This is a genomic window from Citreicoccus inhibens, from assembly GCF_019039035.1.
Taxonomy (GTDB): domain Bacteria; phylum Myxococcota; class Myxococcia; order Myxococcales; family Myxococcaceae; genus Citreicoccus; species Citreicoccus inhibens.
Genome location: NZ_JAHNZT010000034.1, coordinates 67,365 through 91,051, shown reverse-complemented (window position 1 = coordinate 91,051; position 23,687 = coordinate 67,365). Strand labels below are relative to the sequence as shown.

At 67.6% G+C, this 23,687-nt stretch carries 19 protein-coding genes and 1 CRISPR repeat array; of the genes, 10 read left to right on the top strand and 9 right to left on the bottom strand.

Going from position 1 to position 23,687, the window contains the following annotated elements:
• From KRR26_RS29345 to KRR26_RS29330, 4 genes are all read right to left on the bottom strand, one after another.
• On the bottom strand, positions 1 to 320 hold a 320-nt coding region (locus KRR26_RS29345), incomplete at its 3' end, for an IS3 family transposase (protein WP_328707234.1).
• Between the two features lie 5 nt (positions 321 to 325).
• Positions 326 to 721: a transposase gene (locus KRR26_RS29340; RefSeq protein WP_217081414.1), complete on the bottom strand. Its 396-nt coding sequence runs from the start codon at positions 719 to 721 to the stop codon at positions 326 to 328.
• Between the two features lie 88 nt (positions 722 to 809).
• Positions 810 to 5,989: a CRISPR direct-repeat array (repeat unit 37 nt; unit sequence GTCGCTCCTCGTGTCCGCGAGGAGCGTGGGTTGAAAC).
• 50 nt (positions 5,990 to 6,039) lie between these two features.
• Positions 6,040 to 6,558 (bottom strand): hypothetical protein, encoded by a 519-nt coding sequence (locus tag KRR26_RS29335; protein ID WP_217081413.1) that lies wholly within the window; start codon positions 6,556 to 6,558, stop codon positions 6,040 to 6,042.
• Between the two features lie 134 nt (positions 6,559 to 6,692).
• Complete coding sequence (locus KRR26_RS29330) at positions 6,693 to 7,589, bottom strand: LysR family transcriptional regulator (protein ID WP_120209058.1); 897 nt, start codon at positions 7,587 to 7,589, stop codon at positions 6,693 to 6,695.
• Between the two features lie 100 nt (positions 7,590 to 7,689).
• Here KRR26_RS29330 and KRR26_RS29325 point away from each other — a divergent pair, with 100 nt between their 5' ends.
• The 4 genes from KRR26_RS29325 to KRR26_RS29310 all read left to right on the top strand — a co-directional run bounded on the left by KRR26_RS29325 (position 7,690) and on the right by KRR26_RS29310 (position 12,011).
• Positions 7,690 to 8,301: a glutathione S-transferase family protein gene (locus tag KRR26_RS29325; protein WP_120209059.1), complete on the top strand. Its 612-nt coding sequence runs from the start codon at positions 7,690 to 7,692 to the stop codon at positions 8,299 to 8,301.
• A 273-nt stretch (positions 8,302 to 8,574) separates the two neighbouring features.
• Positions 8,575 to 10,023 carry a hypothetical protein gene (locus tag KRR26_RS29320; protein WP_217081412.1) on the top strand — a complete coding sequence of 483 codons (1,449 nt, stop codon included), beginning with the start codon at positions 8,575 to 8,577 and terminating at the stop codon, positions 10,021 to 10,023.
• Between the two features lie 241 nt (positions 10,024 to 10,264).
• Positions 10,265 to 11,554, top strand: coding sequence for a hypothetical protein (locus KRR26_RS29315; RefSeq protein ID WP_217081411.1), 1,290 nt, complete (start codon positions 10,265 to 10,267; stop codon positions 11,552 to 11,554).
• 76 nt (positions 11,555 to 11,630) lie between these two features.
• Positions 11,631 to 12,011 (top strand): hypothetical protein, encoded by a 381-nt coding sequence (locus tag KRR26_RS29310; protein ID WP_217081410.1) that lies wholly within the window; start codon positions 11,631 to 11,633, stop codon positions 12,009 to 12,011.
• On the opposite strand, the gene KRR26_RS29305 is transcribed toward KRR26_RS29310, so the two are convergent.
• The 4 genes from KRR26_RS29305 to KRR26_RS29290 form a co-directional block, all read right to left on the bottom strand.
• Positions 12,012 to 12,965, bottom strand: coding sequence for a delta(1)-pyrroline-2-carboxylate reductase family protein (locus KRR26_RS29305; protein WP_217081409.1), 954 nt, complete (start codon positions 12,963 to 12,965; stop codon positions 12,012 to 12,014). It lies immediately after the preceding gene.
• A gap of 114 nt (positions 12,966 to 13,079) precedes the next feature.
• The gene (locus tag KRR26_RS29300; RefSeq protein WP_014400170.1) at positions 13,080 to 14,114 is read right to left on the bottom strand and encodes a rod shape-determining protein; all 1,035 of its coding nucleotides are present in this window, start codon (positions 14,112 to 14,114) and stop codon (positions 13,080 to 13,082) included.
• 183 nt (positions 14,115 to 14,297) lie between these two features.
• Positions 14,298 to 14,843: a putative ABC transporter permease gene (locus KRR26_RS29295; protein ID WP_217081408.1), complete on the bottom strand. Its 546-nt coding sequence runs from the start codon at positions 14,841 to 14,843 to the stop codon at positions 14,298 to 14,300.
• Positions 14,844 to 14,962: 119 nt separating this feature from the next.
• The gene (locus tag KRR26_RS29290; RefSeq protein WP_120209064.1) at positions 14,963 to 15,685 is read right to left on the bottom strand and encodes a glycosyltransferase family 2 protein; all 723 of its coding nucleotides are present in this window, start codon (positions 15,683 to 15,685) and stop codon (positions 14,963 to 14,965) included.
• Between the two features lie 193 nt (positions 15,686 to 15,878).
• Between KRR26_RS29290 and KRR26_RS29285 the strand changes: the two genes are divergently transcribed.
• From KRR26_RS29285 to KRR26_RS29260, 6 genes are all read left to right on the top strand, one after another.
• Entirely contained in the window at positions 15,879 to 18,401 is a 2,523-nt protein-coding gene (locus tag KRR26_RS29285) for an ATP-binding protein (protein ID WP_217081407.1), read from the top strand.
• Between the two features lie 128 nt (positions 18,402 to 18,529).
• Positions 18,530 to 18,829 (top strand): hypothetical protein, encoded by a 300-nt coding sequence (locus KRR26_RS29280; RefSeq protein WP_120209066.1) that lies wholly within the window; start codon positions 18,530 to 18,532, stop codon positions 18,827 to 18,829.
• Between the two features lie 58 nt (positions 18,830 to 18,887).
• Positions 18,888 to 19,712: a 2,3,4,5-tetrahydropyridine-2,6-dicarboxylate N-succinyltransferase gene (locus KRR26_RS29275; protein WP_120209067.1), complete on the top strand. Its 825-nt coding sequence runs from the start codon at positions 18,888 to 18,890 to the stop codon at positions 19,710 to 19,712.
• Between the two features lie 65 nt (positions 19,713 to 19,777).
• Positions 19,778 to 20,413: a cupin domain-containing protein gene (locus KRR26_RS29270; protein ID WP_120209068.1), complete on the top strand. Its 636-nt coding sequence runs from the start codon at positions 19,778 to 19,780 to the stop codon at positions 20,411 to 20,413.
• 54 nt (positions 20,414 to 20,467) lie between these two features.
• The gene (dapE, locus tag KRR26_RS29265; protein ID WP_120209069.1) at positions 20,468 to 21,556 is read left to right on the top strand and encodes a succinyl-diaminopimelate desuccinylase; all 1,089 of its coding nucleotides are present in this window, start codon (positions 20,468 to 20,470) and stop codon (positions 21,554 to 21,556) included.
• A 170-nt stretch (positions 21,557 to 21,726) separates the two neighbouring features.
• Complete coding sequence (locus KRR26_RS29260; protein WP_120209070.1) at positions 21,727 to 22,083, top strand: cell envelope biogenesis protein TolA; 357 nt, start codon at positions 21,727 to 21,729, stop codon at positions 22,081 to 22,083.
• Between the two features lie 26 nt (positions 22,084 to 22,109).
• Here KRR26_RS29260 and KRR26_RS29255 read toward each other — a convergent pair whose 3' ends face one another.
• The gene (locus KRR26_RS29255; RefSeq protein ID WP_268905903.1) at positions 22,110 to 23,684 is read right to left on the bottom strand and encodes a hypothetical protein; all 1,575 of its coding nucleotides are present in this window, start codon (positions 23,682 to 23,684) and stop codon (positions 22,110 to 22,112) included.
• Positions 23,685 to 23,687: the final 3 nt, after the last annotated feature.

Here is a 23,687-nt window from a genome sequence, read left to right as displayed (position 1 = left end):
CTCTTGAGCGTCACAATGGTCCCCTCGTGGGTGCGAGTGGGCTTGCCCGTGTGGCGCGCCAACAACAGGCCCGCGGCCTTCATCACCCGGTAGACGCGCTTGTGGTTCACCCCGGGCTTGCCCTCGGAGGCCCGCTGTCGGTTCACCAGCGCCGTGACGCGCCGGTAGCCATAGCTGGCCCGCTGGTGGACGACGGCGCGGACCAGGGGTAGCAGCCATTCGTCATCCGCCTTCAGGTAACCGCCGCGCGGCTTGCTGGGCGCGGTAGCAGACGTGCTGCGCACCAGGTTGCTCCTGGAGACGCCCAGGGCCTCCGCCACGGCCTTCAAGGGATACCGCCCTTGGGTGGCAAGCTGCGCTGCGAGGAATGTTTTTTTGGGCGGGCGAGCTCCAATGCTTCCTTCAGAATCTCGTTCTCCATCGTCTTCTTGCCCAGCAACCGCTCCAGCTCCTTCACCTGGGCCTGGAGGCGCTTAACCTCGGACTCGGGGACCACCGATTCTTCTGTGCCTAGGCTGGACATAGTCCCTTCCTCTACCAGCCTCCTCCAGTGGAACAACATGCTCGCCGACAGTCCGTACCGGCGAGCCACCGAGGAGACGCTCTGCCCGGGGGCCATCGTCTCTTCCAGAAACCGGCGCTTCTCATCCGCACTGAAGCGTCGACGACGTCCTGCTCGGGCTGGCTGGATGACCTCTACTTCGTGTGTCTTCGCGTCCATTCCTAGGCTGGTCCTATGCGTTAGCGACCTGTCCGTTTGAAATGGGGGCTACACCAGGTTCTTCATCGGCCTCTTTGGCATCGGCATTGTCGCTCCTCGTGTCCGCGAGGAGCGTGGGTTGAAACCGCAACCCGTAGCCTGTGTTGACGGCGTCAAAGTCGCTCCTCGTGTCCGCGAGGAGCGTGGGTTGAAACCTGTTGCGAGATTCAGCCTGCGCCCGCAAATCTGAGTCGCTCCTCGTGTCTGCGAGGAGCGTGGGTTGAAACGTCGGGTTGCTCGCGGCTTGCTCCACGCTGCGCTGCGTCGCTCCTCGTGTCCGCGAGGAGCGTGGGTTGAAACGAGTTGACGGTTACCTCGCGCCGCGCAGAGCGCGTCGCTCCTCGTGTCCGCGAGGAGCGTGGGTTGAAACGCGATTGTCGCGGATAAATAATCTCCCGGGTTGTCGCTCCTCGTGTCCGCGAGGAGCGTGGGTTGAAACCAGGCAGCGTGAGGAGTTCGCGCGGCTCGCGCGTCGCTCCTCGTGTCCGCGAGGAGCGTGGGTTGAAACCTCACATCCACGTCTTACCTCGGCATGGACTCGTCGCTCCTCGTGTCCGCGAGGAGCGTGGGTTGAAACGACGCCTCTGGAATCGACGGGCTAACGAGCAGCAAAGTCGCTCCTCGTGTCCGCGAGGAGCGTGGGTTGAAACTCAAGGCACTCTACAACGCCGCGCGCTCGGGCAGGTCGCTCCTCGTGTCCGCGAGGAGCGTGGGTTGAAACTGCGTCTGCGCACTCAGTGCGCAGCCAAGCCGTCGCTCCTCGTGTCCGCGAGGAGCGTGGGTTGAAACGCGACCTGCCCAGGGGCGAGGCGTCCCCGGTTGGTCGTTCCTCGTGTCCGCGAGGAGCGTGGGTTGAAACCAGCGAATTACACCACCCAATCCGGAGCAAATCGTCGCTCCTCGTGTCCGCGAGGAGCGTGGGTTGAAACCTGGGACAGCAACAGCTCGTAGTGGGTCACCAAGTCGCTCCTCGTGTCCGCGAGGAGCGTGGGTTGAAACAGGGTCGCGATGACCTCCTTGGTGACAGGGTAGGTCGCTCCTCGTGTCCGCGAGGAGCGTGGGTTGAAACCAGCGAATTACACCACCCAATCCGGAGCAAATCGTCGCTCCTCGTGTCCGCGAGGAGCGTGGGTTGAAACCGCGCTGATGGCCAGCGCTCGGGCCCAGCGCGGGTCGCTCCTCGTGTCCGCGAGGAGCGTGGGTTGAAACTGGCGCCATGGACGTTCCAGACCTTCAATCCGAGAGTCGCTCCTCGTGTCCGCGAGGAGCGTGGGTTGAAACCACCGTCACCACATAGGGCACGGTGAGGGGCAGTCGCTCCTCGTGTCCGCGAGGAGCGTGGGTTGAAACCGGACGCGCCTGTGTCGGCAGCTCAGCGAGGAGTCGCTCCTCGTGTCCGCGAGGAGCGTGGGTTGAAACGCGGTACACGACATCGCTCGGCCCGAGCGCTCGCGTCGCTCCTCGTGTCCGCGAGGAGCGTGGGTTGAAACTCGTTCACCCCAACGCGGAGCTGGGCGCTCAGCTTGTCGCTCCTCGTGTCCGCGAGGAGCGTGGGTTGAAACACGACGTGGCGCCACAAGTTTCCGAGGCGCTCCGTCGCTCCTCGTGTCCGCGAGGAGCGTGGGTTGAAACGGTTTGGCACCCGAGGCGCGGACACGTGGTTCGTCGCTCCTCGTGTCCGCGAGGAGCGTGGGTTGAAACCACGGCCTGCTCCTCTCGTCTTCACCTGGCACCCGTCGCTCCTCGTGTCCGCGAGGAGCGTGGGTTGAAACTGTGCGGCGAATGGACGCCGCTTGGAGGTCGTGGTCGCTCCTCGTGTCCGCGAGGAGCGTGGGTTGAAACTGGATGGGCTGGAGTGGCAGGCGGATGCCGTGGTCGCTCCTCGTGTCCGCGAGGAGCGTGGGTTGAAACGCCATCGCGCGCGCCGTGTCCCAGCGCGACAGCACGTCGCTCCTCGTGTCCGCGAGGAGCGTGGGTTGAAACTCGACGGTGGAATTGGTCATCGACACGGCATACTGTCGCTCCTCGTGTCCGCGAGGAGCGTGGGTTGAAACGCCTCGCCGCAACCACTCACGAAACAGCACAACAGTCGCTCCTCGTGTCCGCGAGGAGCGTGGGTTGAAACTCTGGGAAGGCATCCATGCTCTTGGCGCGCAGCTTGTCGCTCCTCGTGTCCGCGAGGAGCGTGGGTTGAAACCCGCCGCGGCCGCGGCCGCGACTCCGAGTCGCTCCTCGTGGCCGCGAGGAGCGTGGGTTGAAACATCACCCGGTGGTTGGACGCGCCCAACTACACGGGTCGCTCCTCGTGTCCGCGAGGAGCGTGGGTTGAAACGACCCGAGCATGCAGGGCCTCACCTCGGCCGATGTCGCTCCTCGTGTCCGCGAGGAGCGTGGGTTGAAACCCGACGGGCAACACGTTCGCGGAAATCGGCATCCGGTCGCTCCTCGTGTCCGCGAGGAGCGTGGGTTGAAACCGAAGGGGACCCAGGTTTTGGAGCGCGACGTGGGGTCGCTCCTCGTGTCCGCGAGGAGCGTGGGTTGAAACGGATATCGTGACTATGCACCTACCCTAATTATCGGTCGCTCCTCGTGTCCGCGAGGAGCGTGGGTTGAAACATGAGTGACAACTGCTTCTCAAACTCAGACTTCGTCGCTCCTCGTGTCCGCGAGGAGCGTGGGTTGAAACCTCGGGGCCATCCTGTTGGAGCTGTCCGTCGACTGTCGCTCCTCGTGTCCGCGAGGAGCGTGGGTTGAAACTCGCGGGCCCAGCTCACGCGCTCGGCGGGCGTCAGTCGCTCCTCGTGTCCGCGAGGAGCGTGGGTTGAAACTTCGCAATCTCGCGGCGCAGCTCCTGACGCACCCGGTCGCTCCTCGTGTCCGCGAGGAGCGTGGGTTGAAACGCGGCGCAGCGGCGACTCTGGGCGTTGATGTACGTCGCTCCTCGTGTCCGCGAGGAGCGTGGGTTGAAACTGGAACGACTACCCCGGGCGCACGCACGCCCAGGTCGCTCCTCGTGTCCGCGAGGAGCGTGGGTTGAAACTCCATTCCCCTGGAGGCCACGCGCCAGCTCTACCGGTCGCTCCTCGTGTCCGCGAGGAGCGTGGGTTGAAACCAGGTCGGCGCAGGTGGCGACACGTTCTCCGCGTCGCTCCTCGTGTCCGCGAGGAGCGTGGGTTGAAACGCGGCCAAGCCATGGCCGCCCCAATCAACGACGAGTCGCTCCTCGTGTCCGCGAGGAGCGTGGGTTGAAACTACGAAGAGACGTACCTCGCCCGGCAACGGCCGGGTCGCTCCTAGTGTCCGCGAGGAGCGTGGGTTGAAACGTACTTCTTGCGGTCCACCACCGAATGGACCGGGTCGCTCCTCGTGTCCGCGAGGAGCGTGGGTTGAAACAGCCGGTCGGTTGACGCCGTCAACGCGTGCGTCGGTCGCTCCTCGTGTCCGCGAGGAGCGTGGGTTGAAACCCGTATCCGAGGCTCTTCGTGAGGTCGAGCCCCGTCGCTCCTCGTGTCCGCGAGGAGCGTGGGTTGAAACATGCGCCACGACCGGTTTACCGGCCTCACGTGCGGTCGCTCCTCGTGTCCGCGAGGAGCGTGGGTTGAAACAGGTTGCCGGCTGGTACTGGGTGCGCGGCACGTCGCTCCTCGTGTCCGCGAGGAGCGTGGGTTGAAACATGTCCGAGGACGTGTGGCGCCGGCATGTGCCCGGTCGCTCCTCGTGTCCGCGAGGAGCGTGGGTTGAAACCGAGGGGCCTCAAGCTTGCTGCGACATCCGTACGGTCGCTCCTCGTGTCCGCGAGGAGCGTGGGTTGAAACGCTGTCATCCTCGTGCGGCGGGGGGCGGGCTCAGTCGCTCCTCGTGTCCGCGAGGAGCGTGGGTTGAAACGCGCCGCTCTTCGTAGCGTTGGGCACGCCTGGCACGTCGCTCCTCGTGTCCGCGAGGAGCGTGGGTTGAAACCTGTTGCGCGCAAGGTCGAGCAAGGCGTCCACGGTCGCTCCTCGTGTCCGCGAGGAGCGTGGGTTGAAACCCTGGGACGCAGGCCGGACCTCCATGTCCGAGCGTCGCTCCTCGTGTCCGCGAGGAGCGTGGGTTGAAACGATGCCGCTGAGGTGTTCCGGACAGTCTTGCGACGGTCGCTCCTCGTGTCCGCGAGGAACGTGGGTTAAAACGATCATCGCGATGACGCGGAGCGAGCTATGAACGTCGCTCCTTGTGTCCGCGAGGAGCGTGGTTTGAAACCAATCCGCGCGCGCATCCCTCTGGTTGCGGAGAAGTCGCTCCTCGTGTCCGCGAGGAGCGTGGGTTGAAACATATAGGCCCAGACCTCGTCAGCAAAACAGAGGAGTCGCTCCTTGTGTCCGCGAGGAGCGTGGGTTGAAACTCAAAGTCCAACTGACGATCTCGACGACGAGCTGTCGCTCCTCGTGTCCGCGAGGAGCCTGGGTTGAAACAGGACTCGCTCGCCCAGCACAACGCCCTCGTTGTCGCTCCTCGTGTCCGCGAGGAGCGTGGGTTGAAACTACAACGCGGGCCTTGATGCAGCCGCCGCGGCCAAGTCGCTCCTCGTGTCCGCGAGGAGCGTGGGTTGAAACAAGATCATTCGCGATATGGCCTTGGAGCACACCGTCGCTCCTCGTGTCCGCGAGGAGCGTGGGTTGAAACTGAAGATGGTCCGCGAGCTGGCTGACAAGCAAGTGTCGCTCCTCGTGTCCGCGAGGAGCGTGGGTTGAAACTGCCTTCCAGGCGGCCCGTAGAGAACCTCTCGGTGTCGCTCCTCGTGTCCGCGAGGAGCGTGGGTTGAAACCTGAGCCGCAACCCACAGGTAGAGGCCGTCACCAGTCGCTCCTCGTGTCCGCGAGGATCGTGGGTTGAAACCATGCGCAGGGACACGCCAGCACCCACTGCGGACATGTCGCTCCTCGTGTCCGCGAGGAGCGTGGGTTGAAACCGCCCAGTTGTGCCACGCCGCGCAGTGTGGCTAGTCGCTCCTCGTGTCCGCGAGGAGCGTGGGTTGAAACGATGAATCAGCGCTTCCTCGGGAGTCGCGAAGAGTCGCTCCTCGTGTCCGCGAGGATCGTGGGTTGAAACAAGCAGGCGGGGCACGTGCTGAAGGCGGCCACCAGCCGCTCCCCGTGTCCGCGAGGAGCGTGGGTTGGAATTTGCCCGCGCTACCGGGCTCCTCCTCGAGGTAGGTCACTCCTCGTGTCCGCGAGGGGCGTGGGTTGAGATGTCAAGGCGGGGTTGGGTGGTCGCTTTATTCGTGGCGTCTGGCGATGGGCTCAGGGCTTTGGGGTGGATTGGGTCATCCGGTGATAGGTGATCGGCTTGTCTGGGGTGTTCTGCTGTTGCTCTGTGGGCGTGCTGCCGTTCTTCACATAGGTCTCGCTCCGGATGAAGGAGTCTTTCCCTCTTAGTGTCATCCAGAAGGCGTGTTGATGTGATTTGTTTTTGACCTGCAAGTTCGTTCCATCTCGGAAAATGAAGGACAGCTTGTCGGCGCTGCTTCCCTTCTCCAGTTGGAGACGGGGGGTGTTGCCTTGCGGGCAATAGTGGTCCGCCACCAGGGCGTCGCCATCCAAATGGTAGAGCGTCAGGGATTCGCGTCCGGGCGCGAGCGTCCAGGTCTCGACGAGCGTGGTGCCTCCCGCTGTGAGCCGGTACGTGACGCTGTGCGTTCGGCTGTCCTCGAACTTTCCTTCCCAGGTCCCCACCAGGGTCGTCAGTTGGTGGAACGCCTGCTCCGCGTTCAATTGGGGCTCTGCGGCTTGCAGCCCCATCGGAGACAACAATGCCAGCATGGCGATCCAGGACCTGTGACTCGAACGCATCCGCCTCTCCTTGGCAGGACGGTTTGCCTGCGCTTCGCGGACCATAGGCTGCGTGTCACCTCCGCGCGCATGGGATGTTGCTTCGGATTGGGTCTTCAGGCTTGTTAGCGCTTTCGTCTCGGATTTGGGACGAGGGGTGGTTCCGGTTCGGTGAGGGCGGTCAGGGCGTCTAGGAAGACTCGGACCTTGGCTGGGAGGTTTGTTCGGCTGGGGTAAATGGCGTGAATGGCTCGCATCATCGCGGGCTTGGGGCCGAAGAGGACCTTCAGGCGGCCGTCTTGGACGGCTTCGCGGATGAGCGGGACTGGGACTCTCGCGATGCCCACCCCGGCCAGCGCTGCCTCACAGGCGAGTTCCAAGTCATTCAGCGTCAGGACCGGGTCGATTCGAGTTTTCACTCCCGCGACCTCCCAGGTCTCGAACGCTCCGATGCCAATGCAGCGCGCAGCGCCGAGGTCCTTGGGACTCGGGGAGCCGTACTTCGACAGGTAGCGCGGGCTCGCGACGAAGTGGAACGGAATCTCAGCGAGCTTCTTCGCCACGAGGGACGAGTCGTCGAGCGGCCCGATGTGGATCGCCAGGTCCAGGCCCTCTTCGATGAGGTGGATGCGCCGATTCGCCAGGACCAGCTCCACGCGCGCCTGCGGGTGGCGGACCAGGTAGCTCGCAATCACGGGAGTGAGGAAGCGCCGCCCGTAGAGCGACGGCGAAGCGATTCTCAGCAGTCCTGAAGGTTCATCCTGCCTCTGCTGTATTTCGCTGTTCGCCTCCTCGATCTGCGCGGCGATGGCGGAGCAGCGCTCGTAGTACGTCACTCCGGCTCCGGTGGGTCTCAGGCGCCGCGTCGTTCGTTCGAGCAGGCGCACCCCGAGGCGCTTCTCCAGATTGCCAATGCGCTCGCTGACGGTCTGCTTCGTGATGCCGAGCTGGCTCGCGGCCCGGGTGAAGCTCTCCGCTCGGACCACGGTGACGAAGAGCATCATGTCTGCGGGGGAGATCATGACGTCAAGTTTAACCTGACAATGTGTCCGGAGCAGGGCGCATTGTCAGGACGGCTCGGTCACGTCACCTTGGCGCTCGTTCAAGCCCAGGAGCGTGCACATGAAGCTGTACTTTGCCCCTCGAAGCCGTGCGACCCGTGTCCGTTGGCTGCTCGAGGAGATTGGCGTGCCCTACGAATTGGCGCGCATCGACCTTTCCAAGAAAGAGAACCTGTCTCCCGACTATCTGGCGATCCACCCGCTGGGCGAACTCCCCGCGCTCGTGGATGGAGACCTCACGCTGCTGGGGCCTATGGCCTGTTGTCTCCATTTGACAGACATGTTCCCGGAGAAGGCCCTGGCCCCGCGGTTAGGTTCCCCAGAGCGTGCCCTCTATTACCAGTGGTTGGCGTTCGTGGACGGGGTCCTCGAACCCGCGGTGCTCGAGTTCTATTGGGACGCGCAGTCGTCCGAGGCTCCATCGGTCGGCCCGCGCTCGTCGGAGGAACTCGCGAATCGCCAGGAGCGCATGGTGAAGGTGCTCGACATGATTGTGGCGGGCCTGGGGGGCCGCGAGAACATCGTTGGAACCACCTTCACCACCGCGGACATCGCGCTCGCATCCATCCTGCATCTCGCGAACAGGTTGATGCTGCTCACCCAGCATCCTCTACTGGTCGCGTACGTCATGCGCCACTGCCAAGGCCCGGCCGTGCGCCGCGCTGTGATGTGAGTACGAGAGGGTTCCCTGATGGGCGAGACGCTGTGTCAGAAGCCTTGCGCGCATTGCCACAAGGACGCGTCCTTGCGTGATGGGCGCGACCTGTGAGTGTGCTTGGGGATGATCCATGAAGGTCCAGGATGGGGACGGTGTGTGTGTGCCGTTCGCATCCTAGGTGCGAGTTTCACACATCAGCAGGTCCTGTGCCGTCCGTACGGGGTCAGACCGCTTTGATAATCAGTCCCTGGCATCACTCCAGTGTTGAAGGTGATGCCAGGGGGGGCGATGAAACGGGCACGAGCCGTGGCGCTGTCGCTGCTATTCGTGGCAAGTGGAGCGTGGGCGGACGAATTGACGGAGTCACAGTCTGCCCGGTCGAACGGGGTATCCAACCCATTGCCTTCAGGTGGTGAGGTGCCCCCTCAGCCACCTCGCGCCGCGTCGTTGCCTTGGCCGGAGGACCCAGCCGGGCCACCTCCAGACGAGACGCTGCCGCGGGTGAATCGCTGGAACTACCTGGCCCGGATAGACGCAATGCCGTTGGCGTTGCTCCCGCGTCGTGGAGTGGGTGAACGGGAAGGCTTCGTGCAAGTGGAGCCAACGCTGGTCGTCGACGGAGGGGCTGAGTTTGGCCTCAACCTGGGAGCGCCCGTCCGCCTTCGACTGGGAGGCGGGGATGCGAGGGGCGGATGGGTGCGGAAAGAAGACTGGGACACGCTGTCGGACTGGGGCCAATGGGTGCGTGCACTCAAGCTGGGCTCGGACGCCGCCCCGATGGGCGTTTGGTTGGGGGCCCTGGAGAGCTACAGCCTTCTTTCCGGGCACCTCGTGCAGCGCTACTCCAACCGAGGCAACCCGAACTACCACCCCGCGGGCGGATTCCTGACGGGGGCCTTGGCGCCCTTCTATGTCGAAGCGTTTGCCTCGGATGTTCTGGGCGCTCGTCTCATCGGCGCTGAAGTAGAATTGGATGTGCAGCACGTCCTCTTCGGCCGACCGAGTCAGGCGGGGCGCTTCACGCTGGCTTTGTCCGCGGTGCACGACTGGGGACGCGCGGGAGGAGATTCTCCCGAATTGACGCTGGCTCATCTGGATGGAACTGCCGTGGTGGTGGTGCACCCGGACTACGAGATGCACCTCCTGGCTGGCTACGGAGGACGTCCAGGCAGGGGTGGTGCTTGGGGCGCGGTGGCGGGTGTGGGGATGGACGTGGAGACGCTCTCTCTGAATGCGCGGTTGCGATTGGAGCTGCGTCGGCAACACGGTGGTTTCCGCCAGGGGACCTTCGGACCGGACTACGAGTTGGCGCGCTTCCGGGTAGCTGGCGTGACGGCGGGTGGAGGCCCGGCGGCGGAGGCGCCATTCCCAGACGGGTACTCCGTCTATGCCGAGGCGAATGTCGGGTGGGACAGGGTTCGTTTGGGCGGACTTCTCCAGCGGCATCTGGACGGCTCGTTGGCCGTCGAGGCATTCAGCTGGGGGCGCGTCGACATGGATGGCCGCGTGGCGGTGCAGTTGTTTACGCGGAGTCTGGAACTTGCGCTGAGCGGGCGGGTGGTGGGGGCGAATGTCACAGGGACTCGCTCTCTTGTTTCGGCAGAGATGCGCTGGCGCTTCGCGGGAAAGCTGTACGCACTGGCGCGAGGGGGTACGCTGCTGTTCCCCTCGCCCGGGTGGGAACTGCGTCCAGGTTCCTTCGTCTCCATGGGGCTGGGGGTAGACAATGCGCGTTGATGTCTTGCTGCTGTGTAGCGCCTTCCTGGTGACGGGATGCGCTTCGGTGAGAGGCCGCCCCGAAGACAGCGGCGCGGCGCGGGATACTCCTCCCTCGACTTCGAGGGTCACCTTCCATGCGCAGGGGGATATGGAGGGTGCGCATGAGTTGGTTATTCCTCGACGCTCATCTCCTGACTCCAGCGCGTCGGAGCGGCTGCGCCACCACCGAGAGCTGCGTGCGCTCAGTTCGGGGGTAGGCATGGTGAGTTCTTCGGATGGTTTTGGGCATCCCGCCATGGTTGAGGGCGAAGAGTCATTTCAGCGCTTGCTGGTGCGCGCGGGATTGGATGAACGCGACGCGCTACCGGTATCGGGCAGTCCCTTGTCTTCGGCATGGGCGGCTCGGCTTCTCGCTGAGTTGATGAGGAAGCCCGTGACGCTGGGGAGCTTTCCACCGCGCATGGGGGCCAGCTTCCTCTTGAGTGAGGTGTTGGCAGAGGGGGCGGTGTCCGTGTCTGGTGCGGAGTTGCTGAAGCGAATGGAGCGGCTGCGCGGGGTGGCCGTACTTCGACCGGATGGCTACCTGGCTTGGGTGCTCAGTGGCCGGACCCAGCAGAGGGTGGGCCCGGTGGAGTGGCGCGAAGGGGCATTGAGGGCGGCTCGCTTCGAACTGGGGCGCTTCTACTTGGGGCGGACCGCGGTCTTTCGGCTCGCGGATGAGCAGTTGAGGGCGATAGGCGACGAGCCGCTCGCGGAGGTGCACTCTGACGCGGATGTCATCGGTCGCTCGCTGGATGGCGCGCAAGAAGCGCTTTTCGACATGGCGATGGCCATCGGGAAGTTCCTGACGTTCCCGGTGGATGGCTTTATGGCTTTGCAGAAGCTTCCGGCGGGAGTGGTGGCGCTCCTTGACTCTTCACCGGAGTATCTGGAGCGCTTCCAGCGCATGACTCAGGGGGAGCAGATCCAATCGGTGGCGAAGTGGGTGACGAGCTTGTATGCCGTTGGAGGAACTCTATCGGGAGCATCACGTGCTGTGACCGCGACGATGGGAGGCTCCGAGGCGATGGTGTCGACCTTGTCCCTCTCCTCCTCCGGGGAGTTGGTGATGGAACACATCGCGGTGCCTGTGGGGCAGGCTGCGATGGTGATGAGTGCCACTGCGGGTCGGATGCTTGTCCTCAGCCAGGCGATGCCCTCTGGCGCTCAGCCACCCGCGACACTTGGCAGAGCACCGCATCGAGTGCCTCCTCACTTGGACGAAGGGAACCTGCAAGAGGGCTGGCAACATATTGAGGCACGGCACATTTCGGGAACCCATCCAGAGGGTGCCGGTGACCTGTTTGCTTCGGGAACAACTCGCGCGCAGGTGTTGGAAGCCGCTGAGGAGGTAGTCAAGAACGGCAACCGAATCTCGACACCTGGGCGGCGGCTCCAGGTGTTTCAAATGAAGCTCAAAGTGAATGGCTTGCGAGACCTGATTCGGGTCGTGGTAGATTCCGGTGACGCGAACCGAATCATTACGGTTTTCCCTGTCAGGGGAGGATGAGGAGATGTTCCGCTTCCAATGTGAATGGGGCGCTACCCGAACAGGGGAGGCTCGGTCCGGGTATGAGCTGGGGCACATGGCGTTTGCCGGAGAGACCGGCGTCTGTACTTCGCGCGGGCGGAGCCCCGACCAGGCGATGATGGTCTGTGTGGCCATCGTGGAGCTGCTGGATGGGCTCGGTCGGTTCATGACCGAGAAGCTGGCGGAGTACACCTTTGTCGGGACCGACTCTTCATTCGCAGTGCACTTCAAGAAGGGGCGCAACGGGACCATCGCCGTTTCCTGCGGTTCGACATCGCTGGGAGATGTGTCGCCGTCGGTGCTGAGCAAGGCGATCCTCTCTGGCGCGGAGACGTTTGTTGGTCAGGCGGACCAACAACTCTCCAAGAGTGCCGCGGTCCGGGAGGACATGTTCGCCGCGCTGGAGAGCTTCAGAGGGCTTGTTCGCGCGAAGTGATCAGCCCGCCGAGGATGTCCGGGCATGGGTCTCCAGCGCGAGGAGGCTCGCGCCGAGGTCCCAGCACGCGTAGCCCACGCTCTTGAAGACCACGGGCGCGTGCGGATGGTCTCGCAAGGGTTCGGTGTCCTGGAGCGCGCGCACTCGGTCCCAGTCCACGTGGGCTTGGAGCAGGTCCCCCGCTTCGTCCTTCACGCCAAAGAGAGTGTCCACGCGCAGGCGCTCATGCTTCGCGGCCAACTGCACCAGTCCCGCCGGTAGCTCGCGCATCTCCGGACGGAAGGCCCCGATGGCCGCGACGAAGTGGCGTCCTCGCCAACAGCCCGCGTCCAGGTCCGGCAGCACGGGCGCGTGGCTCGTGGTGGCGGTGACGACCAGGCCCACGCGCTCCAGGACCTCGGGCAGGGCGCTCGCCCGTGGCTCCACCTCCACGTTCGCCCCTTGCTCGCGCAGGTGCCTCGCCAGGGCCTCCGCCGGGCCCGGTGAGCGGGAGTGGATGACCACGCGCCGCGTGCCTCTCGCGGAGAGGAACGCCTCGGCATGCGCCCGGGCCTGCACGCCCGCGCCCACCAGCAGCAGGTCATCGTCCGGCCTGGGCGCGAGCCGCTGCGCCGCCAACAGCGTCACGGCCGCCGTGCGGCGCGCGGTGACGATGGCGCCATCGAGCACCAACCGGCGCTCACCCGTGGCCGCGTCCAACACGAGCACCTCGGCTTGGATGGCTTTGCGTCCTCGCGAGGGATTGTCCGTGTGCACCGTCACCAGCTTGGTGATGGCCACCCGCTCGTTCGTGGCGGGCATCACCAGGAGCGTCCCGCCCGGCAGGTCCACCGCCAGCCGCGGCGGCGCGTGCGCCCGGCCCTCGCGCAGCTCCCCGAGCATCCCGTCGAGGACGCGCACCAGCGCGGGATAAGGCAGACACGCAACGGTTTCAGCCGCGGACAGCCAGGGCACGGGGTCCATTCCCGCGAGTGTAGCGAACCCTCACTGGGGGAGCGGCCCCGCAAAGACAATCGGCGCCGGCCTGGGAGGCCCGGCGCCGATGTCGTGCCACGACAGGCAAAGACTTCAGCCTGGCTGGCAGACCTGCCGGAGGATGTCGAGCGACTCGAGCGCCTTGCCCGCGCCAATCACGACGGCGGAGAGCGGATCCTCGGCGAGGAACACCGGGAGGCCCGTCTCCTCGCGCAGCAGCGTGTCCAGGTTCTTCAGCAGCGCGCCGCCACCCGCGAGCACGATGCCGCGGTCCGCGATGTCACCGGCCAGCTCGGGCGGGGTGCGCTCCAGGGTGAGCTTCACGGCCTCGACGATGCCGTTGACGGGCTCGGCGAGCGCGTCACGCACCTCGTCGCTGGAGACCGTCAGCGTGCGCGGCACACCGGCCACGAGGTCGCGACCCTTGATCTCCATGGTCATGACTTCGTCGGTGGGGTACGCGGTGCCGATGCCCATCTTGATGAGCTCGGCGGTGCGCTCGCCGATGAGCAGGTTGTACTTGCGCTTCACGTACTGAATGATGGCTTCGTCCAGCTTGTCGCCGCCGATTCGCACGGACTTCGCGAACACGATGCCGGCGAGGCTGATGACCGCGACGTCGGACGTGCCGCCGCCGATGTCGACAATCATGTTGCCGCTGGGCTCCGTCACCGGCAGGCCCGCGCCAATGGCCGCGGCCATGGGCTGCTCGATGAGGTACACCTCGCGGGCGCCCGCGTTGGCCGCCGCCTCACGCACCGCGCGCCGCTCCACCTCGGTGATGCCAGACGGGATGCCGATGATGATGCGCGGGTTCACCAGCGTCTTGCGGTTGTGCGCGCTCTGGATGAAGTAGCGCAGCATCGCGGCGGTGATCTCGAAGTCCGCGATGACGCCGTCCTTCATGGGACGGATGGCCACGATGTTGCCCGGCGTCCTGCCGAGCATCTCCTTGGCCTCCTTGCCCACGGCGAGCACCTTCTTGCCCCCGCGCGAGTCCTGCTGCACGGCGACCACCGAGGGCTCATTGGACACGATGCCCTGGCCGCGGATGTAGATGAGCGTGTTCGCCGTCCCCAGGTCGATGGCGAGATCGCGCGAAAACAGGGTGTGAAGCCAGTCGAACATACGCGGGCGGAAACTTTCGAGGGGGCGGCGGAATTTCCCCTCAACGTGGGAAGAATGCGCGGGGCAAGGTACTACGCGCCGCAGCACGGAGGAAGAAAAGCCGAAACGCTCGGGGGATTCAGCCTGCTGGGCAACCAGGCCCACCAGGGGCCGTGCACTTCGCGGCTCAGGAGCGCAGGTGGCTCAGTGCAGCAGCGACGCGGCCTCGTCCCGAGCCAGCTCGCGCGGGCCCGAGACTGGCTCCAGGCGCTCGGGTGGCGTTTCGGTCGCGGCCCATCCGGGCCCCGGACCCATTGGCAGCGCGGCGGGCGCGGGCTTCGCGTCCGCGCGGGTGGCATAGAGCAGCGCGTCGCGCACCGGCTCGAACGCGAGCGCGGTGAGGTACCAGGCCGGGGCGTAGTCCAGGCGCACCAGCCCATTCACGTTCCAGCCGCTGCGCGAGTAGTCCCACGGGCACCGACCGAGCAGGCGCCGCAGCGTCCAGCCCGTGCCGTACTCGGCCGCGTAGATGACGGCGGTGTAGGCGAGCGCCCTCACGGGCCGGGGCAGGTGCTTGAGCCGCTCGGAGACCCCCTCCAGGGCCAGCGCGGTGAGGCCGTAGATGGGGTGCATCCACAGGTAGGTCTTCGACGTGGCGCTCCGGTCCTTCTTCAGGGCCGCCCCCGCACCCGTGAAGAGAACCTCCAGCACCCAGCCTGCGCAGCCGTAGAGCAAGAATCGCGAGAGCACGGAGCAAGCTAAGGCATCCCGTGTCCGGGGGCAGGCCTCCCTCGAAGCCGTGGAGCCCGCCCCAGCGATGTCGTCCAGTGGACGCTCGGGCAGGAGGGGCCCGCGCGACACCCGGGTGTCTAGCTCCGCTTCACCGAGTACTTCGCGATGGCGTAGAGGGCGCGCACGCCGTCCTTCCAACCAATCTTCTTGCCCTCTTCATAGGTGCGCCCGTGGTAGCTGATGGGCACCTCGAAGACGCGCCAGCCACCGCGAGCCACCTTGGCGGTGATTTCCGGCTCGAAGCCGAAGCGGTCCTCCTCCACGTTGACGCTGCGCAGGACCTCGGTGCGGAAGGCCTTGTAACAGGTCTCCATGTCCGTGAGGTTCAGCCCGCTCGTCATGTTGGAGAGCGTGGTGAGCATGTTGTTGAGGACGGTGTGCCAGTAATACAGCACGCGCCGCGGCGAGCCGATGAAGCGGCTGCCGAAGACGACATCCGCTTCACCATCGATGATGGGCTGGATGACGCGGGGGATGTCGCGCGGGTCGTATTCCAGGTCCGCGTCCTGCACGAGGATGATGTCCCCGCTGGCCTCGGCGAAACCCCGGCGCAGCGCCGCGCCCTTGCCCTGGTTCTTCTCCTGGAACAGCACCCGCAGCTCGTTGCGGTTCTGCGGCGTGGCGCCCAGCATCCCCAGGCCCTGCTCAGACAGCTGTTGGAGGAATTCCCGGCTCCCGTCCTTGGAGCAGTCGTCCACGAGGACCAGTTCCTTGGGGAAGTCCACGGCGGCGCAGCGACGGAGGATTTCCGCCAGGGTAGGAATCTCGTTGTAAACGGGGATGACGAGTGACACGAGCATGATGTGCCGCCGTCTACCTGATTTCGCTACGGCGGGCGACTGTCCTGCGCTGGACCCGAGGAGGGGGGGCTGGGACTCGGGAGGGGGCCCGCGGGCGTCATGAATGTGGCGGGGGGCGCTGGATTTGCGTGGAATGCGCCCACGCCGGTGGCTGGTGGGCAGGGGTGAGGGGCCAGCCAGGGAGTGACCAGGGATGAGTCACCAGCTCGAACGCGCCAGCCAACTGCTGGGTCCCCGTGGAGGGGAGGGCGGGGTGGCCGAGGGCGGGGTGTTGTCCTGGTTGTTCGACGGCGCGTGGTTCATGCCCCACGGGCACTGCTACCTGTGGAAGCCCGAGTTGATGTGGCTGCACATCGCCTCGGACACCCTCATCGCGGCCGCGTATCTGTTCATCGCGCTGTCGCTGTGGCGGCTGGTGCGCCGGGGCCGCTTGCCCTTCAGCGGGATGATTGTCTCGTTCGGGGTCTTCATCGGGGCGTGCGGCCTCACGCACGTGATGGAGGTCTGGAACGTCTGGCACTCCGCCTATTGGCTCTCCGGGAGCATCAAGCTGCTCACCGCGCTGGCCTCGGTGGCCACGGGCCTCTACCTGGTGCCGTTGCGCGGGCGCATCATGGAGGTGGCACAGACTGCGCGCATGTCGGAGGACCGGCGCGCGCAGCTGGAGATTCGCAAGGCGGAGCTGGAGACGCTGTACGGGCGGTTGAAGGAGTCGGACGCGCACCGCACGGAGTTCTTCGCCAACATCAGCCATGAGCTGCGCACGCCGCTGGCGCTCATCCTGGGGCCGCTGGAGCGCTTGCTTCAGCGGGACGGGCTGGCGGCGGTGGACCGCAAGGACCTGGAGGTGGTGCGGCGCAACGCGCGCGTGTTGCTGCGGCACGTGAACTCGCTCCTGGACGTGGCGAAGCTGGACGCGGGGATGATGCGGCCGGCGTATGCGGCGGCGGACCTGTCGACGCTGGTGCGCCTGTGCGCGGAGAACTTCCAGGGGCTCATCGCCGAGCGCGCGCTGAACTTCCAGCTGGACCTGCCCGAGGCGCTGCCCGCGCAGGTGGACCCCGACCAGGTGCAGCGCGTGGTGCTCAACCTGCTCTCCAACGCGGTGAAGTTCACCCCGCCCGGCGGCCTCCTCCGGGTGGCGCTGACGGCGCATGTGGACACCGCGCAGTTGGTGGTGGAGGACTCGGGGCCGGGTGTGCCGCTGGCATTGCGCGAGGTCATCTTCCAGCGCTTCCGCCAAGGGGTGCCGGTGGAGGCGAGCGTGCTGGGGGGCACGGGGCTGGGGCTCGCCATCGCGCGCGACTTCGTGGTGCTGCACGGGGGCCGCATCGTGGTGGAGGACCGGGCCGGCGGCGGTGCGCGCTTCGTGGTGACGCTGCCCTTGTGCGCGCCGGAGGACGAGGACGTGCGGGCGCGCACGGAGCTGGATGCGAGGGCGCTGGGCGCGGTGGCGCGGGAGACCGCGGCGGCGACGCGGGAGCTGGGCGAGGACGTGCCGACCTCACCCGAGACGCCGGAGGATCCGCTCCGGCCGCGCGTGCTGGTGGTGGAGGACACGCGCGAGATGCGCCGCTTCGTGGCGGAGACGCTGGCGGCGGACTTCCGCGTGGAGACCGCCGTGGATGGCGAGGAGGGGCTGAGCAAGGCGCGCGCCCTCAAGCCGGATGTCATTGTCAGCGACGTGATGATGCCGCGCATGGGCGGCGAGCGGCTGGTGCGCGAGGTGCGCGCGTTCGAGGAGCTGTCGGGCACGCCGGTGTTGCTGCTGACCGCGCGGGCCGACGATGCGATGCGCGTGGAGTTGCTGCGGGCCGGCGCGCAGGACTACGTGGTGAAGCCCTTTGTCGCCGAGGAGCTGCTGGCGCGTGTGCACAACCTGGCGGTGATGAAGCGCACGCGCGAGGTGCTCCAGTCGGAGGTGTCCGAGCGCTCGGAGGACGTCGAGCAGCTCGCGCGCGAGGTGGGCTTGCGGCGGCGCCAGTTGGAGGTGGCGCTGGAGTCCACCAGCGCGGCACGGGTGGTGGCCGAGCGGGCCAGTGAGTCCAAGAGCACGCTCTTGCGGCTGGTGTCGCACGAGCTGCGCACGCCCTTGTCGGTGCTGCACCTGACCCAGCACGCGTTCCTGCGGGAGCTGGGGCCGCTGTCGCCCCGGGCCTCGGAGATGTTCGACCGGATGGGCCGCTCCGCCTCGCGCCTGCGGGACATGGTGGAGATGGTGCTCCAGTACACGCAGCTGGAGGAGGGGCAGCTCGTGGTGCGCCGAGGCCCCGTGGACCTGGTGGCGGTGGCGGAGGAGGTCCTGGAGGAGTGTCGCGCCGAGGCCGAGCGCAAGCAGCTCACCCTGGAGCTGGAGCGACCTCCGGGCCCGGTGGTGCTGAGCACGGATGCGCGCATGGTGCAGCTGGTGCTGCACAACCTGGTGCTCAACGCGGTGAAGTACACGCAGCACGGCGGGGTGCGCGTCTCCGTGGAGGTCGTCCCCGAGCTGCGCCGGTTGGTGGTGCGCGACACGGGGCCGGGGATTCCGCCGGAGGCCCAGACGCGCATCTTCGAGCCCTTCCAGCACCTGGAGCCGCTCGACCACAAGTCCAAGCCCGGCGTGGGCCTGGGCCTGACGCTGGTGCGCGAGCTGACCGCGGTGCTGGGGGGCAAGGTCATGCTGCGCTCGGTGCCGGGCCACGGCAGCGTCTTCACCGTGGATTTGCCGTCGTGAGTCGCGCGCGTGCGCGGGGCCGCGCTGGCCGCCGGCTTGGCGCCTGATTGGCCTCCTGGCTCGCGGGGCAGGGACGGGTGGCCTCGAGGGCGGGGGCGCTCCAGGTTGAGGGGGACGGAGGGGGTCCGATGGAACTGGAAGCATCGCCGCTCGAGCGTCGCTCCATCGTCCAGGGCATGCGGGTGCGGGACGAGGACGGCGCCCTGCTCGGGTATGTGGCCTTCATTGGACAGGAGCACCTGTACGTGCGCCGCTGGCCGTTCTCGCGGCAGTGGGGCGAGGTGCCGCTGTCAGCGGTGCGGCAGGTGCTGGCGGGCGCGGTGCGGGTGGAGGGCCGTGGCCCGGCGGTGATGACGCCCGCGCCACCCGGGCTGCATGGGGAGATTCCCACCCAGACGTTCCCCGTGACGGTGGGACCGGACGCGTAGTCCAGCTCGCGCACGCGGGTGCGGCGCGGGGGCCGGAAGTGTGATTCAAGAGGGCCACATGGCCTCCATCGAAGAGCTGTCGCAGAAGGTGTCCGCGGCGTTCGCGGACCGCACGAAGCTGAAGGACCCGGAGTACGTGGCCGCGGTCCGCGAGACCGTGGCGCGCCTGGATGCGGGCGAGCTGCGCGTGGCGGAGAAGGGGCCGGACGGCTGGCGGGTCCACGCGTGGGTGAAGGAGGCCATCCTCCTGTTCTTCGCCGTGTCGGAGATGCGGGTGATGGAGATGGGCCCCTTCGAGTTCTACGACCGGGTGCCGCTCAAGAAGGGCCTGGAGCAGGCGGGCGTGCGCGTGGTGCCGCCGGGCACGGTGCGCTACGGCGCGTTCGTGGAGAAGGGCGCGGTGGTGATGCCCGGCTATGTGAACATTGGCGCGCGCGTGGGCGCGGGGACCATGGTGGACACCTGGGCCACGGTGGGCAGCTGCGCGCAGGTGGGCCGCCATGTCCACCTGTCCGGCGGCGTCGGGCTGGGCGGCGTCCTCGAGCCACCTACCGCGTCGCCTGTCATCATCGAGGACGGCGCGTTCCTGGGCAGCCGCAGCATCGTGGTGGAGGGCGTGGTGGTGGAGGAGGAGGCGGTGCTCGGCGCCAACGTGGTGCTCACCGCGTCCACGCAGATCATCGACGTCACCGGCCCCGAGGAGCGCGTCTACAAGGGCCGCGTCCCCGCGCGCAGCGTGGTGATTCCCGGCATGCGAGAGAAGCAGTTCCCCGCCGGCAAGTACATGGTGCCCTGCGCGCTCATCATCGGGCAGCGGACGGCTTCCACGGACCAGAAGACGAGTCTCAATGCCGCGCTGCGCGACTTCGGCGTGCAGGTGTGACGCGGAAATCCGCGGGCCCCCGCGCTCCCGTATAGCCCCCGAGCGGGACGCCACCGGCCGAGACGATGATGCATCTGGACGACATCCTGCCCGGCTGGCTGCTCGGGACCCTGGAGCCGGAGGAGCGGCGGGCAGCCGAGCGTCACCTCGCGGTGTGTGGCGAGTGCCGAGCGGATGCGGAGCGCCTGCGTCCCGCGGTGGATGCGCTGGGAGTGAGTGTGGTGCCCGTGGCGCCGCCGTCCGGTGGGCTCGCGCGGTTGATGGGCGTCATGGAGGGTCCGGAGCGACTGGCTCGCTTCGCCGAGCCGGTGGCGACCTTGTTCGATGTGACGCGGGAGCGGGCCGTCGCGCTGCTCGCGTCGCTCGGTGGACCCGAGGCGTGGCTCCCCGGGCCGGTGTCCGGTGTGGAGCTGGCGCCAGTGGAGCCCGGGCCAGGACGCGTGGGGATGATGGCTGCCTTCGTGCGGCTGCGCCCCGGTGCGCGCTACCCCCGGCATACCCACCTGGGGCGTGAGTGGAACCTGGTGCTGGAGGGGGGGCTTCGCGAGCAGGACGGGCGCGAGGTCTGGCCCGGCGAGGCGCTCGACAAGGCGGAGGGGTCCTCCCATGACTTCACCGCCCTCATGGGTCCTGCGTGCATCGCCGCCACGGTGTTGGACGGGGTGGTCGAGTTCGAGTCGGAGCCGTCCCCGGCGCCCTGAGCGGGCGTTGCTCCTCCTGCGCCCGCGTCGGGTCGGGGTTATGGTCGGGGCCGCATGTCCCCCACCGACCTCGCCGCCCGCCTCGCCCACAAGACGCTCGAGTTGTGTCGCATCGCCAGCCCCATCACCCAGGAGGGACCGCTGGCCGACCATGTCGAGCGCTGGGCCCTCGGGCACTTCCCTCGGGAGCAGGTGTTCCGGGTGGGCCACACGTTGCTGGTGGGAACGCTGGATGACCCGCGTCCCACGGTGGCGCTCATTGGACATCTGGACACGGTGCCCATGCACCCGAGCGACGCGGGCCGCGAGGCGCGCATCGAGGGCGAGCGCGTGTTCGGCCTGGGCGCGTCCGACATGAAGGGTGGGCTCGCCGTGATGATGGCGCTGGCCGAGGACCTGCGCCGCGACACGCTCCCGGTCAACATCGCCTTCCTCCTCTATGAGCGCGAGGAGGGCGCCTATGCGGAGAGCGGCCTCATCCCGCTCTATGAGAAGCGCCCGGACCTGGCGCGCGTGAAGTTCGGCATCGCGATGGAGCCCACCGACGGCGTCGTGCAGGTGGGGTGCGTGGGCTCGATGCAGGTGACGGTGCGCTTCACCGGGCGCAGCGCTCACTCCGCGCGGCCGTGGCAGGGCGAGAACGCCATCCACAAGGCGGGGCCCTTCCTCTCGGAGCTGCTGGCTCGCCCGCGCGTGGAGGTGGATGTGGCGGGCTTCCCCTTCTACGAAGTGATGAGCGCCACGCTCGCCAAGGGGGGGCGCGCGCGCAACGTCGTTCCAGACGTGTTCGAGCTGAACCTCAACTACCGCTTCGCGCCGGGCAAGAGCATCGCGCGGGCTCGCGAGGATGTGCTCGCGCTGGTGGCGGGCCGCGCCGAGGTGGAGGTCACGGATGCCTCGCCCAGCGGCCCCGTGGCCGCGAGCAACCCGTTGTTCCAGAAGTTGATGGCCCTCACCGGGCTGCCCGCCGCGTCGAAGCAGGCCTGGACGGACGTGGCGCGCTTCGGTGAGTGGGGCGTGGACGCCATCAACTTTGGCCCGGGTGAGACGGCGCAGGCGCATCAGGTGAATGAGAGCGCGCCCATCCCTCCGCTCGCGGTCTCCTACGAGAAGCTGGCCGCGTTTCTGCGGGGCGCGACGTAGCGCGACGCGAGGGGCCGGAAACTCGGCCTCCGCGCGCGTTCGCCTTCTGACCTCCCGGCGCGCGCGCATGGCGTGATTCGTCCGATGGTGTTCACCCGTGCGGGCTCGCGTGCGCGAGTCGCGCGCGATGAGGCGTACCCTTCAGAGGGTTTCACCCCTGGAGGATATGGATGACCGACGAGACGCGTTCCACGGATGCGAGCAGCACCTCTTCCACTGATGGCCTGGCGGGACTGCCGGGCGCGACGACTCCTTCTCGCCGTGGACGTGGCGCCACGCGGCGCAAGACGGGCGGCACGCGCCGCACCGCCAAGAAGGCCTCCGCTCGGAAGAAGACGGGGGCTCGGGCCAAGCGCCCCGCGCGCAAGGCCACGGCGAAGCGCGGCGCCTCGGCGCGCAAGGCGAGCACTCGCAAGGCGAGCACGCGTCGCGCCGCCGCGGGGAGGACGGCGCGCAAGGGCGCCCGCAAGAGCACGGCCAGGCGCGGGGCGCGCAAGAGCACGGCCCGCAAGTCCACGCGCCGCTGAGCGCGGGCGCGGCCTTGCGCGAACATTCAGTGCTTCACGCGCAGGAGGAACACGTCCGAGCGCGCGGGCGTCTGGTGGCCGGTGCCGAAGTCGGTGTCCCGGTCCGAGTGACCGAAGAGCACCGCATCCCCATCCGCCAGCACCGCCATGGCGGGCACGGCCTCGAGGCCGAACAGCTCTCCCCGCGCCACGGGCGGTTCCGCCAGGTACAGGCGCGAGGCGAGTGACTGGCCCGTGGCGTCATAGCCGAGCGTGAAGAGCTGCGCGGCGCCCAGGCCATCCTGGCTGGCCGCGCCGTTCTCCAACATGGAGTACGTGAAGCCCGCCACCGTGGCCTCGCCCGTGGGCCTCACCGCGAGCGCGCCCACCTGGACGTCGCTGCCCAGGCTGTGTGCCCAGTGCTCGGCGCCGTCCGCGCCCACCGAGAGCACGAAGGCGCTCAGCCGGGGCGGCGGCCCCGACAGGTGCGCATCCCCCCAGGAGATGCCGCCGAGGAAGGCCCCCGCGGCGACCACCTCGCCCGCCGCGCTCACGCCCATGCTGTCCACCGTGCCTCGGGCTGACTGGAGCACGCGGGCCCAGGCCAGCGTGCCGCTCGCGTCGTACACCGCGAGGAAGGGGCTGCCTTCCTTCTGCGCCACGGTGGACTGCGCCCCGAAGTGCACCGGCCCCTGGCTGTTCCCCCCGACGATGGCGCGCCCACCCGCGTCCACCGCCACCGTGGTCAGCTCCACGGCCGCGTCGCCGCGGTCTGGCTGGCCCACCATCACGGCGCCCGTGGCGTGCCCGTCCGGGGTGTACGCCACCACGCCAGGACGCGAGGCGCGCGCGCCTCCGAAGTCCACTCCGCCCGGGGTGTTGAAGGCCACGCGAGCCTGCCCCCCGGCATCCACCGCCACGTCCACGAAGGTGGCCGCCGCGCCCTGGGGCGTGCTCACCCACTGGAGGGTCCCGCTCGGGTCCAGCTTCGCGAGGAACGCGGTGTCGTGCAGCGGCCCGGAGCCCAGGTTCACCGTGCCGTGCACGTTGCCCGCCATCAGCAGGTTGCCCGCGCCGTCCGCTGCCAGCCGCACGCGGATGTCCGCTCGCAGCGTGGGAGGTGTGGCGGGCACATTCACATCGAAGGTCTTCGACCAGCGGTTGGCGCCATCCGGCGACCGTCGCGTGAGCACCAAGCGCACCGTGTCGTCCGAGGGCTGGCGCGACTGGAGGCCATCCACGCCATACACGGCCGCGGTGAGCAGGTCGCCCGACGCGTCCACCGCCAGGTCCTGGGCGAGGTCATCCTGCGGCGTGCCGTCGCGCACCAGCCACAGCGTGGTGCCCGACGCGGGCACCACGGGCGGAGGAGGCGTGCCCACGGGAGGCGGCACCGACGGCGCGGGAGGGCCATCTTGCGTGCCTCCCACGGGAGGCGGCGCGTCGGAGGGGTCACTCGGAGGGGGCGTGTCCTCGGGAGGTGTCTCGCAGCCCGGGCCCGAGCCCTGACAGTTCCTGGCCTCGGGCGAGTGGGCCGGGCCTCCACAGCTCCACGAGGCCCCCACCATTCCCAGGAGCGTCGCGCTCGCGACAGTCGTCCGCCATCGTCGGCCCAGGTGCATGGC